General features: G+C 67.2%; 17 protein-coding genes. 14 read left to right on the top strand and 3 right to left on the bottom strand.

Features of this window, described 5'->3' with window-relative positions:
* Positions 1-19 precede the first annotated feature (19 nt).
* On the top strand, positions 20-649 hold the full coding sequence (locus tag GII31_RS16805) for a hypothetical protein (protein WP_213244528.1): 630 nt from the start codon (positions 20-22) through the stop codon (positions 647-649).
* Positions 650-756: 107 nt separating this feature from the next.
* On the opposite strand, the gene GII31_RS16800 is transcribed toward GII31_RS16805, so the two are convergent.
* Together GII31_RS16800 and GII31_RS16795 are read right to left on the bottom strand one after the other, a co-directional pair.
* Complete coding sequence (locus GII31_RS16800) at positions 757-882, bottom strand: hypothetical protein (protein WP_260840057.1); 126 nt, start codon at positions 880-882, stop codon at positions 757-759.
* 245 nt (positions 883-1127) lie between these two features.
* Complete coding sequence (locus GII31_RS16795; RefSeq protein ID WP_246222341.1) at positions 1128-2612, bottom strand: MinD/ParA family ATP-binding protein; 1485 nt, start codon at positions 2610-2612, stop codon at positions 1128-1130.
* Between the two features lie 484 nt (positions 2613-3096).
* On the opposite strand from GII31_RS16795, the gene GII31_RS16790 reads away from it, so the two are divergent.
* The 13 genes from GII31_RS16790 to ahcY all read left to right on the top strand — a co-directional run bounded on the left by GII31_RS16790 (position 3097) and on the right by ahcY (position 13593).
* The gene (locus GII31_RS16790; RefSeq protein ID WP_213244527.1) at positions 3097-3489 is read left to right on the top strand and encodes a hypothetical protein; all 393 of its coding nucleotides are present in this window, start codon (positions 3097-3099) and stop codon (positions 3487-3489) included.
* 9 nt (positions 3490-3498) lie between these two features.
* Entirely contained in the window at positions 3499-3819 is a 321-nt protein-coding gene (locus GII31_RS16785) for a YbaB/EbfC family nucleoid-associated protein (protein ID WP_213244526.1), read from the top strand.
* Between the two features lie 312 nt (positions 3820-4131).
* Positions 4132-4449, top strand: coding sequence for a hypothetical protein (locus GII31_RS16780; RefSeq protein ID WP_213244525.1), 318 nt, complete (start codon positions 4132-4134; stop codon positions 4447-4449).
* Entirely contained in the window at positions 4446-5843 is a 1398-nt protein-coding gene (locus GII31_RS16775; RefSeq protein ID WP_246221924.1) for a hypothetical protein, read from the top strand. The genes GII31_RS16780 and GII31_RS16775 overlap by 4 nt, the downstream gene beginning before the upstream one ends.
* Before the next feature lie 46 nt (positions 5844-5889).
* Positions 5890-6195, top strand: coding sequence for a PE domain-containing protein (locus GII31_RS16770; protein WP_213244524.1), 306 nt, complete (start codon positions 5890-5892; stop codon positions 6193-6195).
* Between the two features lie 2 nt (positions 6196-6197).
* Positions 6198-7334 (top strand): PPE domain-containing protein, encoded by a 1137-nt coding sequence (locus GII31_RS16765; RefSeq protein ID WP_213244523.1) that lies wholly within the window; start codon positions 6198-6200, stop codon positions 7332-7334.
* Positions 7331-8164, top strand: coding sequence for an ESX secretion-associated protein EspG (locus GII31_RS16760; RefSeq protein WP_213244522.1), 834 nt, complete (start codon positions 7331-7333; stop codon positions 8162-8164). The genes GII31_RS16765 and GII31_RS16760 overlap by 4 nt, the downstream gene beginning before the upstream one ends.
* 88 nt (positions 8165-8252) lie before the next feature.
* Complete coding sequence (locus GII31_RS16755; protein WP_213244521.1) at positions 8253-8585, top strand: WXG100 family type VII secretion target; 333 nt, start codon at positions 8253-8255, stop codon at positions 8583-8585.
* Between the two features lie 133 nt (positions 8586-8718).
* Complete coding sequence (locus GII31_RS16750) at positions 8719-9018, top strand: WXG100 family type VII secretion target (RefSeq protein ID WP_213244520.1); 300 nt, start codon at positions 8719-8721, stop codon at positions 9016-9018.
* Positions 9019-9227: 209 nt separating this feature from the next.
* Positions 9228-10160 carry a cation diffusion facilitator family transporter gene (locus GII31_RS16745; protein WP_213244519.1) on the top strand — a complete coding sequence of 311 codons (933 nt, stop codon included), beginning with the start codon at positions 9228-9230 and terminating at the stop codon, positions 10158-10160.
* Between the two features lie 92 nt (positions 10161-10252).
* The gene (locus tag GII31_RS16740; RefSeq protein WP_213244518.1) at positions 10253-11833 is read left to right on the top strand and encodes a sodium-dependent transporter; all 1581 of its coding nucleotides are present in this window, start codon (positions 10253-10255) and stop codon (positions 11831-11833) included.
* Positions 11830-12012 carry a methionine/alanine import family NSS transporter small subunit gene (locus GII31_RS16735; protein ID WP_213244517.1) on the top strand — a complete coding sequence of 61 codons (183 nt, stop codon included), beginning with the start codon at positions 11830-11832 and terminating at the stop codon, positions 12010-12012. Before GII31_RS16740 ends, GII31_RS16735 begins: the two co-directional genes overlap by 4 nt.
* A gap of 129 nt (positions 12013-12141) precedes the next feature.
* Entirely contained in the window at positions 12142-13593 is a 1452-nt protein-coding gene (gene ahcY, locus GII31_RS16730) for an adenosylhomocysteinase (protein ID WP_213244516.1), read from the top strand.
* A 100-nt stretch (positions 13594-13693) separates the two neighbouring features.
* On the opposite strand, the gene GII31_RS16725 is transcribed toward ahcY, so the two are convergent.
* Positions 13694-14323, bottom strand: a complete 630-nt coding sequence (locus GII31_RS16725; protein ID WP_213244515.1) for a dTMP kinase — start codon at positions 14321-14323, stop codon at positions 13694-13696.
* Between the last annotated feature and the right edge of the window lie 88 nt (positions 14324-14411).

Raw genomic sequence — 14411 nt, 5'->3', positions numbered from 1 at the left:
GTGAGAGTCGGAGGTCCGGATGACGGCGACACCGAGCGGGATGATCGCACGTGCTGTGCGGCTCGACGATCCCGCCGAGCGGGCGCGTGCGGTGGAGATCGTCGCGCAGGGCATTCCCGATATTCCGCATTTGAACTGGCTGTTCGGTGATCTCATGTCGCCGCGGTTGGCGCGTTGGTTCGCCGAGGTCGAGCTCAACCCGGCGCGGCAGAGCGGCGTGAACGGGGCGTTCACCGAATCCGGTGAATTGCTCGGGGTCGTGGTGTGGTCGGCGCCCGACCATGTGAAGGTGTCCCCGCTGCCCGAGCAGGTCGAGGAGGGCCGGGAGCTCATCGGTGGCAACGAGGCATTCATGGCCAGATTCAAGGAGAATGGCGACGCCGAACGGAATTCGTCGCGGGTCGAGGACTCGGCGAGCGTGGTGCTTGCCGCCGTGGCGCCGGAACATCGCCGATCCGGTGTGCTGCAGGTGGCGGTCCGGCCTGTCATCGAAGAGGCCACCGCACGTCGGCTGACCTTTCTGCTCCGGGCCGGGACGAGAGAACTGGCCGATGCGTACACCCGCACCTTCGGTCTCATCGAAGGGGAGAGCTATACCCTTACCGACGGGCCGACGGTGCAGGTCCTGGAATGGCGACCGCCCGCGTAACCCGGTCCGGGGTTGCGGCGTGATCCGGGCTCGGCGTGGCGTGGGGTACGAAAAGCCAAAACCGCCCCACATCGCTGTGCGGGACGGTTTTCGTATTGTTCGGCGCGCTACGGGGTGGACGAACCGGTGCTGTCATCGTGCCAGGTGGTGGTATCGCTGCTGGCGAGGCCCTCGAGGAGCTTGACGATCTGACCCAGTGCGTTATCGGCGCCATTGCCCTTGGTGGTGTGCATTGATTCCTGCTTTCGATCGTGCGAGCTGTTGCTTCGGCGGTGTCGGCCGGAGCTCGCATGAACACTAACCTGAGAGCGATTCAAATCACAATCGAGGCCTATCGACATAGCCTATTTGCTTAGGCGAGCGAATGATATTTCGCTATGGTCCAGCTTTGGAGGGGGTGAATCCTTTCGTCCGTCGGGTGACCGGACGCATCCGGTGACTGTGCGACTCGGCAGACTATTGTGACCGGACCGGTCGATTACCGGCCCGGCTGCCGAAAGGTGCTCGCGAAATCGTCGGCCATCGTCGCGGCGAGTTCCACAAAAGCGAGCCGCGTCTGCTTGTTGATCAGGTCGAGGTCGATTTCGGCGCCCTCGGCCAGATGATCGTCGAACGGGATGCGCTGCACCGCACGGCAGCGGGTGAGGAAGTGTTGTGCGAGCTTGACCGTGTCGATGGTCGACGCGCCGGGGCGGGCCGAACTGAGCACCACGACCGATCGCGGTACGAGGTGGGCGTAGCCGTGGGAGCTGAGCCAGTCGAGGGTCGCCGCAGCACTGCGGGCGCCGTCCATCGCCGGCGAGGTCACCAGGATCACCGCATTGGCCAAATCGAGAACGCCGTTCATGGCCGAATGGCTCAGGCCGGTGCCGCAGTCGGTGATGATGATGTTGTAAAAGCGCTGAAGCACCGACATCGCGGTGCTGTACTCGGCGGCGTTCAAGGTCTCCGCGGCCGCCGGGTCGCGCTCGGAGGCGAGCACCTCCAGGCGGCTCGAAGCCTGCGAGGTATGTGCGCGCACATCGGCGTACGACGTCACCGATTGCTCCGCGATCAGGTCGCGCACCGTAGATCCGGTCTGCTGAGGCACCCGCTGCGCCAGCGTACCGAGATCGGGATTGGCGTCGACCGCGATCACCCGGTCACCGCGCAGCCAGGCGAAGGTGGAGCCCAAACCGACCGACGTGGTGGTCTTGCCCACCCCGCCCTTCAGGGATAGGACCGCGATCCGGTAGTCACCGCGCACCGGTCGGTTGACACGTTCGAGCAGCCGGGCGTACTCGATGTCTGCCGGTGATTCGCCCGGATTGATAGCCCCGCCGGACAGGGTGTGCACCAGGCGCCGCCAGCCGTGGGTGGGCGCGCGCCGGTTCGTGCGCAGCAATGCCACGTCGTCGAGTCCGCCGACGAGCATCGGGGGTGGGGGATTCGGGGGTCCGGCCGGGGTGGCCATCGGTACCGCGCCGGGGCCGGTGGGTGCGGCCGGCGCCGGTGGGCTGTCGGCGGGGTGGCAATCGGTGGCTGCGGGCTCGCCGGGACGGACGGACCGAACCGGTGACGACAGCGTCGCCGGACGTCCCGATCGCGACCGGCGCGACCGGAAGGGGACTTGTCCGGCTGTCGGGTTTTGTCCGGCGGCCTTGGTCGGTCCGGTGGGCGGAGTGCGCGCAGTTGCGGCCGAAAAGGGCTGCCCGGCCGGTCCCGGAACGTCGGACCGCGTTGTGGGTGGCGCGAATTGAGGTGGCCGGGCGGCGGATTCGGGAGGGGCGGGAGTGTCCGTGATGTCCCGTCGCAGAGGGGGCAGGGGAGGCCGCGGACCGTCGGGGCGTGGCAGTGGACGGGCCGGATCGATTGCCGCCCTTCGGGACCGGGGTGTGTCCGGGGTTGATTGCCGGGCGCGTTGTGTCGGTGGAGGCCTGTTGACGCGCCGATCGGCGGGCGGCGGACCCTCGGTTACCCGCATGCCGGGTCGCGGCCACGCCGGCAGAGGTGTCCGCGGGCCGTGCGGGGCCCCGGCCGCACCAGGGGAGTCGGGGCCCAGCGGCGGCCTGGCGGGGAAGGGGAGCAATGCGCCGGTGCCGTCGGTGGTGTTGTCGGTCATCGATCAGCTCCCCATCGGCGTGGTGGACGGCCGGTGAGGCCGATGGCGTGCAGTCTACCGAACCCGATACGAGGTCCTGCTGCCGTCGCCGGACGGTTATCCACAGGCGCGCGGCGAGGCCTCAACGAATGCCGTGAGCGACGACATCACCATGCCGTCGCCGGACGGTTATCCACAGGCGCGCGGCGAGCCTATGGCCAGCCGTGGGTGTATATGGCACTATCACCTCAGCGCAACCGACAAGCCGGACAATCACTATCTGCACAACTGTCTGGTAGCTGGTCAAGATTATTGTGGTACAGGGTATTCCATGTAGTGCAATTGATAGTTGACACGGTGTACCCAGGTGCGCCACAACAACGATACGGGGGTATTCGGGTTGAAGAAGGGTGCAACGCTCACCGATCAGTGGTGGGCACGCTCGCAGGGTGATTGTTCCAGCGGATTCGCCGACGCGTTGGCCACGGTCAGGTCGCGGTCCGGTGCGGTCACGGTGACGGCGACCAATCAGGGCCTGCCGGTGTCGATCAAGATCTCCGATGACGAAATGCGGTGCGATATGGCGGGGTTGGCCCGCGAGATCACCGCCCTGTGTCACAGTGCCGCGATGGTGTCCGGAATCCGTTTGCGGGCACAGCTTCTCGAAGAGGGTGTGGATGCCGACGTGGTGGGTGCGATGGGACTGCCCACGCCGGACGACCTCGCCGAGCTTGAGCGCTCCGTCGACGATATTCGGTGAGCGGGCGAAATGAACTGGGAAATAGATGAACTCGAATCCCGGGCGCGCACGCAACTGAGTCGGATGCAGGACTTTTCCGACCGACTCGGGGCAATCGCGGTACGTGAGACATCGCCGGACGGAATGGTTTCCATCGAGGTCGACGGTGTGGGCGGGGTTCGTGGTATCGAGTTGTCGCCGCAGGCCGGGCGGCTGGGTGCCTCGCGTCTCGGGGAGACGATCGTCGCCACCGCGGCCTTGGCCGCGCAGCGGGCGTTCGCCCGGCGTGCCCGGATCACCGAGGAATTCACGGAATCCTTCGCCGAACTGCTGGGCAGTCGGCCTCGCTGACGTCAGGGGCCACTGAACATCCGGCACCACTGACATCCGGCACCACTGACATCCGGCACCACTGACATCGGGCACCACTGACATCCGGCCCACCGGCAGACGACCGGCGCATGGCGGTCCGCGTGATCGAGTCGGTGCCGGCCCGCCCGTGCCGCCCGCGAATGTCGGCCGCTATGTGCGCAGTCGCATCCCAATTTCGTTGTCACCACAGGTAATTGATTGTCGCCACATTGTTGAATATCGCCGGGCTATCGAGTAATGCAACGTCGGGTAGTCGGCAGATGGACTCGGCGACTGATGAAGGGGGAATCGATGAATACCACTGTCGTTCCTGATGCGGTCCGGATCTACGGGGAGAGTGCGGCCGCCATCGGCGTTGCCGTGGCCGGTGCCGGTGCGATCAACGCCGGCGCCAATACCGCTGCGCTCATCCCCGTGTTCGGCCTGATCGGGCAGGAATTCCTGGCGTCGTTCATCGGCGCCCAGGCCAATCATCTGCTGTCGGTGGGTGAGGTGTCGGCAGTCCATCTCGGCACCGCCGCGGCCGCCATCCACGGCGCCGCGGACTTCGAGGGTACCGATCGTGACGGTGCATCCGGCATCTCGCACACCCTCGGGATGAAGGCATGAGTGCGGGCGATGCGGGGACCCGGAACGGTGTGGTCGGGGTCGGCCACCCGCTCCGCGGTGACGTCGGGGAGATGTCGGTCAACGACATGATCGCCGCGACGCCGCTCGGGCCGATTCTCGATCGCCCGGTCAACGACATCCTGTCCGGGCTGTCGCTGCCCACTCTGCCGCGCGTCCCGGAGATTCCGCCGCTGCCGGGGCTGCCGGTACTGCCCACCCTCGACCTGACCGCGCTGCTCAAGCCGCTCACCGATCTTCTCGGCGGTTTCGGGACCGGGAACCTCGCAACCGCCGCGATCGACCCGTCGAAGCTGTTCACCGCGTTGTCGGGGGCACTCGACAGTGCGGTGTCGACATCGTCGGGCGCGCTGAAGGTGGCCGCGCAGATCTGGGACGGTCAGGCGTCGCAGGCCGCGCTGATCAAGAACGTGAAGGTCGGTGCCGACACCACCGCGGTATCCAGACAGGGCGCCACGATGTCGATCGACATCCAGGCCGCGGCCACTATCGTCGGTACCGGGCTCACCCAGGTGCAGGGCATCATCGCGGCGACGGTGAGCAAGATCGGCGCGACGCTGCCGGTCATCGGGACACCGGCCGGACAGGGGCTCGCGCTGGGCTTCGCGGCCGAGGGGCTGGCGCAGGCGATCGCGGTGGTCACCGCCACCCGCGCACAACTGCTGGGACCGACCGCCCACATGAGTACCAACGGGCTCAAGATCAAGGTCACCAACGTGCCGCGGGTCAACGGGGTCAACCCGTTCTCCGTCGCCGGTTCCGCACTCGACGCGGTCACCCCGGTGGTCAGTGCGGCCAAACAGATCCCGACCGAGCTCACCACCCGCACCACTCCGGACCCGGTGAAGACCGTTCCGACAACCACCACACAGACCACGACGACCACCACGAAGGCCGACAGGTTATTGACCGCGACACAGAACGATCCCCCGGTACGGTCCGCCGCCGCGGGCCCGGGCACAATCGGCCACCCGTCCTCGGCGCAGCTGTCGGCAAACGCCCCGGGGCTTCCTACGGGTGGGCCGGCATCGCAGACGCCCGCCGGTACCTATCGGCCGACGATGCCGACCGGCGGCGCCGAACCTGCGGTGGGGCCGGGCGTCCGAACCCTCGCCGGAAGCAGTACGTACGGGCCGGGCGCGCCGATGGCCGCCACGCCGGTCGGCGGCGCGGCTCGCGGTGGCGGGGACGGCGCCCACGGCAGCGCGGCCTACCTCGTCAACGAGGACAACGGGCGCAGGGTCGTCGGCGAGACCGGGCCCGCCGTGCCCGCGGTGTTCGGCGACGACGACCGCGTCCCGGCCGAGCGGGCACCGGCACCGGACATCGCGTTGAGGCTGAACCTCTCCCTCTCCGCCGACATCGGCAGGTCCTGATCCCGGTGCGGCCGGGGTATTCCTACTTGTGAATCGAGCAACTTCCATGACCACACATGACTTCTGGGTGGACGCCCATGCGTTGCGGGTCACCGCGGCACAATTCGACACCTACGCCGAACGGATCTGTGATGTGGCACGTACACGTGGGCCCGCACTGACCGTCCGGCCGGCGGCACTGGACGAGGTGTCGGCTGGTGTGGCCCGCTCGGCGGGCGCGGGCGGCGACCGGTTCGTGTCCGAGATCGACTCCGGCGCAGCGGAACTACGTGCGGTGGCGGTAGTGCTTCGTGCGCATGCCGACGAGGTGGACACCGCCGATGAGCGGCTCGCCACTCGATTGCGGCTGTAGCGATGGTCGGGTTCACAGGTGTCGAATGGGAGAACAGGACCGCGCTGCGGCTGACCACCGATCTCGCCGCGGGCCCGGGCGCCATGCCGCTCGCGGAGGCGGCCGCGGCCTGGACCGGTGCCGGTGGTGACCTCGCCCAGATCGGCGTCGACCTCAGCGCGACGGTACGGCGACTCGGTACCGTGTGGAGCGTCGCCGACGGGCCGGAGGTGAGTGCGGCGTTGCGCCGTATCGTCGACTGGATCGCCGAAATATCCCGCTCCGCACATCAATCAGGCGATCTCGCCGACCGTCAGGCCGCGGCCGTGGAGGTGGCGCGAAGGACGATGCCGCACCCGGACACGATGGCCGGGACCGAACTCTCCCGCGCACTGGCGGCCATCGGTCCCGCCGGTGCGGTCCTGCTGGGGATCATGGCCGACGTGGAGCACGCGCAGCAGTCGGGACGGCTGCGTGCCGCGCGGGTGATGGCGGCGTACGAGCAGGCCGCGACGGAGGCGGTCCGGTCCTGGTACGCGCCGACCGGACCACCGACGGCGCTCGCGACCAAGCAGGGACTCGCCGACCCGGTGGTCGGCGACACCGAACGACACACCGGCGACCACGACGTGACCGGACCACGGGAGCCCCGGACATCGGTGACGGGGACCGGGGCCGGCACGCCGGGCATAGCCATGGCCGGTGTGTCCATGGTCCCGGGCCCGGCCGCGCCCGGGAGATACACCCACACCAGGGTCGGTGCGACCGGTGGCGACGGTTCCGGAACAGGCTCGCGGACAGCGTGTTCGGCGACAATCGACGAGACCGGCGTCATCGGGAACGCGGCACGGTCACCGGCGCCCGCCGGCACATCACCGGGAACCGGAGCCGTGCCCTCGGCGGTGCCCGCAGCCGCGCCTGTCCCGGCACAACCGGCGCCAGGTGCCCAGGCCTCCCCGACGGGTGACCGATGGGCCCGCGTCGAGGCCGACGCCGCGCCCGGCGACAGCGATCGTCGACCGACCTGGGCCGATATCGCGGTGATGGATGTCGCAGCGGTGGATGTTGCGGTGATGGATGTCGCGGCAGCTGACCACGTGTCCGGCACGACCACCGCTCAGTCCGCTGCGCCACCGGAAGCCGGAGGGGGTGACCGATGACAGCGCCCGCCGAATACGCCGTCGGAGCCGAAGGTCTGAGTGCGCTGCGGGCGGCGATCGGAGTGCAGACCTGGCCCGCGGTGCTCGACGAACCACCGACCGGCGACGAGGCCCGGCCCGCGGGCGACGAACCGGCGGACAGGGACGGCCCGACGGACGAGATCCCGTGGTGGCTCGCGGAAAGCCTGCGCGTCCTGGCAAATCCGTCGTGTCACATCGAGATCAGAACCGTTGATGACAGTCGGGGCGATATCGAGAGAACCTGTGTCGCGGCCGGGCCGGGCCGGGTTGTTGCGGCGACAGCCACACGGCGGTGCGGCGACGGCATGACAACGATGTTCCGTGACCTGGGCACACCCGCCGATCTCGTCCGCGACGGTCCGGCCGTCCTGGCCGCCGCCGTGCGGCGGTACTTCGGCGACGCGGCCACACCCGCGTTCGGGTCGGTGACCGCGCCCCGCGACCACGTCGTCGACATTCTGCGGCATGCGGCCGGACTGGAGGACACGGCGCTGCGCGAGGCGGTGGCCGACGGTCTGCGCCGCCTGTGCGCCGACGATCACCGGGCACGGAGCGCGGCGGCATTCGCGACCGCCGGTCGGCGCAGCGAGATAGTCGCCTACGCGGCGGCCGGTGCGGTCCGGACCCGGTCGTCGGGGGCCGTAGGGATCTTCGAGTGCGCGGGCGGGCGGATCATCGCCAGTGCCGCCGACGCCGCGGACGGCCGACTGTGGACGACCTTGTCCCCGGGCACCGGCCACCGTATCGAGCAGTCGGTGACATTACTGCTCGAACCACTCCACGGGCTCATCGCCGCCGGGGCGCACTGACCGTGCGCGCGTCACCGGCACCAGCGGCGACACCATCGGTATCCACCCCAACCGGCTCGCTCCGGTTGTCTCAACAAGAGGAGAAACAATGCAGTTCGGTTCATCCAACGGAGTGTCCATCGATCTGGCGGCCAGCCAGTCCTCGGCCAACTCCATCAGCACCATCGTCGGTGAGATGAAGGGGATCCTGGGCCAGATCCGGACCTCGGCGGGCACCGGCCAATCCACGTGGAGCGGGCAGGCGGCCATCGCCTTCGGCAACACCCACAACAACTGGCAGGATGTCGCGACCCGGCTCAACACCGCACTCAACGAGATCGAGGCCAACCTGACCACCAGCTTCAAGGGTTACGACAGCCAGGACTCGGAGGTCGCGAGTGCGGTGACCCAGAGCGTGGGCACCTCGACCCTCAAGCTCTGATCCCGCTCGCGGCCTCATCCGGTCGGGCCTCATCCGGTCGGGCCTCCGCCGTCGTCTGGAGTCCGCCACAGAATCCACCGTCGGGCGATCGTGTCCACCAACCTTTCACCACTCACAACCTCAGGAGCACACCATGTCCAACAACGGCGTCATCGCCTACAACTTCGCCGGCCTCGACACTCTTTCCGGTGACCTCAAGAGCCAGTTCGCCAAGCTCGGCGCGCTCGCCGACGAGCTCAAGACCCAGGTCAACAAGCTCGGTGCGAACTGGCAGTCACAGGAGGGTGCCGCGTCATATCAGGCGGCGCAGAACAAGTGGGACATCGCTTTCGCCGATGTCCGCACCCAGCTCAACGGCCTCGGCAGCGGTGTCGAGAACGCGGGCGTGATGATGCGCAACGCCGACCGCCGGGTGCGCGACAGCTTCGCCTGATCCGCCGGAGACCACCGCATCGCCCCGACCGGGTCGCCACACCGGCGGCTCGGCGGGGCGATGCACCGTCGACGCAGTATCGTCAACGCTGATCGAGCCGCGTCGACCTGTGCAGGGCCGAGGTCCGCACGGATCGGTCCGCGTGAGCGTCCACCTCACGTGCCGATCAGGCCGGTTCCGACCGTGTCGTCGCCGAATTCAGGAGTGCCGTGTCCGCAGAGGGATCCAAGCGCGCGATCATCGCCGCGCTGCTGGCCAACGCAGGAATCGCCGCAGCCAAGTTCGCGGGCTTCCTCATCACCGGATCGTCATCGATGGCCGCCGAAGCGGTGCATTCGGTGGCCGACACCTCCAATCAGGGCCTGCTGCTGCTGGGGCAGAACCGCGCGGCCAAGAAGGCCAACCGGCTGCACCCGTTCGGCTACGGCCGCAGCCGCTACTTCTACTCGTTCGTGGTCGCGCTCGTGCTGTTCACCCTCGGGTCGATGTTCGCGATCTACGAGGGCATCGAGAAGATCCGGCACGCGCACGACCACGGACTCGAGTCACCGATCGTCGCGGTGGTGATCCTGGTGGTCGCGATCTGCCTGGAGAGCTACAGCTTCCGGACCGCCTACAAGGAATCCAAGCCGCTCAAGGGCGATGCCACCTGGTGGCAGTTCATCCGCAACGCACGGACCCCCGAGCTTCCCGTCGTGCTGCTGGAGGACACCGGTGCGCTCATCGGTCTGGTCCTGGCGCTCGGCGGTGTCGGACTGACGATGATCACCGACGACGCCATCTGGGACGGCGTGGGCACACTGTCGATCGGGGTGCTGCTCGGCATCATCGCGGTCGTGCTGATCGTCGAGATGCACAGCCTGCTGATCGGTGAGGGTGCCACCGACACGGAGGAACGGACACTGCTCACCGAGTTGGCCGCGACCGACGGCGTCGACCGGGTCATCCACATGAAGACCCAGTACCTCGGTCCCGACGAGATGCTCGTCGCGGCCAAGATCGCCATCTCCCCGGGCAGCGACATCGGGAAGATCGCCGACACCATCGACGCGGCGGAACTTCGTGTGCGCACCTCACTCCCGCAGGCGCGGCTGATCTATCTCGAACCCGATATCGACAAGGGTGGGGACGACCGGAGCTGAACCCTGCGTAACCGGCACGAGAACCGGCACCGGTGCGCTAGCGTCGATGCGGTGACGGGGGCCCGGTCTCGACGAGGTGAGAGGACGCTGCGGTGGCAAGTGCGGACACGGCCGGTACGAGTGCGCCGGGCCAGAACAGGGAGACCTGGACGCGCAACTCCGGTTTCATCTTCGCCGCCATCGGTTCGGCGGTGGGGCTGGGAAACATCTGGCGTTTTCCCGGCGTCGCCTACGAGAGCGGTGGCGGCGCATTCCTGATTCCTTATCTGATCGCGCTGCTGACAGCGGGTATTCCGATCCTGTTCCTCGATTATGCGATCGGCCACCGCCACCGGGGGACCGCGCCGCTCGCGTTCCGCAGGATCAAAAAGCCGGCGGAAGCACTGGGCTGGTTCCAGACGATGCTGCTGTTCCTCATCTCGATCTACTACGCCGCCGTGATCGCCTGGGCACTGAGCTACTTCTTCTATTCGTTCACCCAGAAATGGGGCGACGATCCGGCCGACTTCTTCGTCAACAAGTACCTCAAGGTCGACGATCCGGGCGTGTCGACGACCGTCGTCGGACATGTCGCACTGCCGCTGCTCGCGGTCTGGCTGGTCGCGCTGGTGGTTCTGGCGCTGGGCGTGGCCAAGGGCGTCGAGAAGATGAATTACATATTCATCCCGCTGTTGTTCGTCGGTTTCACCGGACTGGTCATCCGCGCGGTCACCCTCGACGGTGCGGTCGACGGACTCAACGCCCTGTTCACACCTGATTGGGGTGCGCTCACCGATCTGGACGTGTGGATCGCGGCCTACAGTCAGATCTTCTTCTCGCTGTCGATCGCGTTCGGCATCATGATCGCCTACTCCTCGTTCCAGCGCCGTAAGGCGAACATGACCAGTTCCGGTCTCGTGGTGGCATTCGCCAATTCGTCGTTCGAGATACTGGCGGGTATCGGGGTGTTCAGCGCGCTCGGTTTCCTCGCACATCAGCAGCAGGTCGCGGTGGCCGACCTCGAAGGCCTCACCGGTCCGATCCTGTCCTTCGTCACGTTTCCCGCGGTGATCTCGGAGATGCCCGGGTCGGCATTCTTCGGTGTCTTGTTCTTCGGGTCGTTGGTGATCGCGGGTTTCACGTCGCTGATCTCGTTGCTGATCGGCGTTTCCAACGGCATTCAGGAGAAGTTCGGAATCGGCCGGACGACGGCTGCCGTCGGTGTCACCGTCGTCTGCGGACTGATCTCGCTGGGCCTGTTCTCGACCACCACCGGCCTCATCGCGCTCGACACCATCGACATGTTCGCCAACAACGTGGGTGTGGTGTCCTCCGCGATCATCATGACGGTGTTCACGGTGTGGGTCGCCCGCAACGCGGATCTGCTGCGACTGCATCTGAGTGCGGTGTCGACGTTCAAGGTGGGGCGGTGGTGGATCGTCCTGATCGGTGTCGTCGGACCGGTATTCCTGACGATCATGCTGGTCGACAAGCTCCTGTCGGTGATCCAGGACGGCTACGAGGGCTATCCGACGTGGTACATCGGTGTGTTCGGCTGGGGTGTGATAGCCGTGGCGATCATCGGCGCGATCGCGCTGACCCTGCCGTCGTGGCGCGGCCGGGACGATCCGGGCTTCGTGCCGTGGCCTCCGGAGGCCGAACTGCTCAACCGGGAGAAGGAGGCGGTCCGATGAGCACGTCCGCGATCGTGATGCTGATCATCGCGGTCACCATCGTGTGGGGAGGGCTGGTGGCCGCCATCGTGTTCATCAGGCGGTACCCCGACGTGGTGGATGGCCCGTTCGAGGACCCGGACCTGGTGCATGAGGACGAGGTACGCGCCGGGCTGCCCCATCCCACCCGCGACACCTGAGTCGGCGGCCCGATACTCACACACCGCACCTGAGGGCACCCTAACCAAAGGCCGTCGGATAGCCTCGGAGTCGACTGCCTACGCGCCGGACGACAACAGTGCCGTGCTGCTATCGACGAAGGGTTACAGATGACATCTGTGGACACGCTCAACGGGATCGACTTCAAGGTCGCCGACCTGGCGCTGGCCGAGTTCGGCCGCAAGGAGATCGACCTGGCCGAACACGAGATGCCGGGTCTGATGTCGCTGCGCCGCGAGTACGCCGATGTGCTGCCGCTCAAGGGCGCGCGCGTCTCGGGTTCGCTGCACATGACCGTGCAGACCGCCGTCCTCATCGAGACGCTCGTCGCTCTCGGGGCCGAGGTCCGCTGGGCGTCGTGCAACATCTTCTCCACCCAGGACCATGCCGCCGCGGCCGTGGTCGTCGGCCCGCACGGCACCGTCGAGGAGCCCAAGGGCGTGCCGGTGTTCGCGTGGAAGGGCGAAACGCTCGAGGAATACTGGTGGGCCGCCGAGCAGATGCTGACCTGGCCGGGCGAGCCGGCCAACATGATCCTCGATGACGGCGGCGATGCCACCATGCTGGTGCTGCGCGGAGCCGAATTCGAGAAGGCCGGTGTGGTGCCGCCGGCCGACGACGATCATTCGGCCGAGTACAAGGTGTTCCTGGAACTGCTGCGCACGTCGTTCGAGAACGACAAGACCAAATGGTCGACGATCTCCGACTCGGTGCAGGGTGTCACCGAGGAGACCACCACCGGTGTGCTCCGTCTGTACCAGTTCGCCGCAGCCGGTGATCTGACATTCCCGGCGATCAACGTCAACGACTCGGTCACCAAGAGCAAGTTCGACAACAAGTACGGCACCCGCCACTCGCTGGTCGACGGCATCAACCGCGGTACCGACGTCCTCATCGGCGGCAAGAAGGTGCTCGTCTGCGGCTACGGCGACGTGGGCAAGGGATGTGCCGAATCGCTCGCCGGACAGGGCGCGCGCGTGCAGGTCACCGAGATCGATCCGATCAACGCGCTGCAGGCGCTGATGGACGGCTTCGACGTGGTGACCGTGGAGCAGGCGATCGGCGAGGCCGACATCGTCATCACCTCCACCGGCAACCTGGGCATCATCACCCTCGACCACATGAAGCGGATGAAGAACCAGGCCATCCTGGGCAACATCGGTCACTTCGACAACGAGATCGACATGGCCGGCCTGGAGGGTTCGGGCGCCACCTGCCTCAACATCAAGCCGCAAGTCGACAAGTGGACCTTCGACGACGGCAAGTCGATCATCGTGCTCAGCGAGGGCCGCCTGCTCAACCTCGGCAACGCCACCGGCCACCCGTCGTTCGTGATGAGCAACAGTTTCTCCAACCAGGTCATCGCGCAGATCGAGCTGTGGACGAAGAACGACGAGTACGACAACGAGGTCTACCGTCTGCCCAAGCACCTCGATGAGAAGGTCGCCCGCATCCACGTCGAGGCACTCGGCGGCACCCTCACCAAGCTCTCCAAGGAGCAGGCCGAGTACATCGGGGTCGACGTCGAAGGCCCGTACAAGCCGGAGCACTACCGCTACTGAGCATTCGGAGCAGTCGCGGCACCACGTGATTCGGCAATACGTGAAACGGACGCCCTCGCCCACCCGGTCGGGGGCGTCCGCCCGTCACGACCACAACCCGTCACGAACGCAATCGGTGGGCGAGTTCGGCCGGGTCGGCGCCGTCGGTGACGATCCACGGTGAATGCCAGTGTGTGCGCGCCAGCTGGTGATAGACGACGTCGACGCGGTGTTGCAGGCTGTTGTCGCGCTCGTAGAAGTCGCGTTCGCGCGCGGCGGATTCCTCGCGCCCGCGGGCCCGCGACATCGCGACCTCGGGGGTCACTCCCAGCAGCACGTGCCGGTCGGGGACCGGCAGACCGAACCGGCCGAACTCCAGCTCGTCCACCCATGTCACCACCTCGCCGTCGGCGTCCTGCCCGAGCCGCCCGGCGTTGTACGCGGCGTTGGAGGCCACATACCGATCGCAGATGACGATGTCGCAGTCGGCGACCGCCGCGGCGATGGACGCATGCGCCGCACGCCGGTCCAGCGCGAACAGCAACGCCATGGCGTAGACGCTCTCGCGCAGATCACCGTGGCCGCCGTGCAGGGCCTCGGCGGCCAGGTCGGCGTGCACCGACCGGCCGTAGCGGGGGAAGGTGAAATGTGCCACGCGCAGCCCCCCGGACTGCCAGATGGCGGTCAGCGCCGTCACGAGAGTGTTCTTGCCCGCACCGTCGAGCCCTTCGATGGCGATGAGTTGGCTCATGACCGGAGATGGTAATCGTCGCCGCTATGGCGCACCGTGCCGCCCCGAACGAAAAAGTCCAGGTCGGGAGCGGGGGGTCGGCCGGTAC

Origin of the sequence: Gordonia pseudamarae, from assembly GCF_025273675.1 — a bacterium.
In the GTDB taxonomy this organism is placed as follows: domain Bacteria; phylum Actinomycetota; class Actinomycetes; order Mycobacteriales; family Mycobacteriaceae; genus Gordonia; species Gordonia pseudamarae.
The sequence above is the reverse complement of the archived record's forward strand: the minus strand, read 5'-3'. Positions and strand labels throughout refer to the sequence as shown.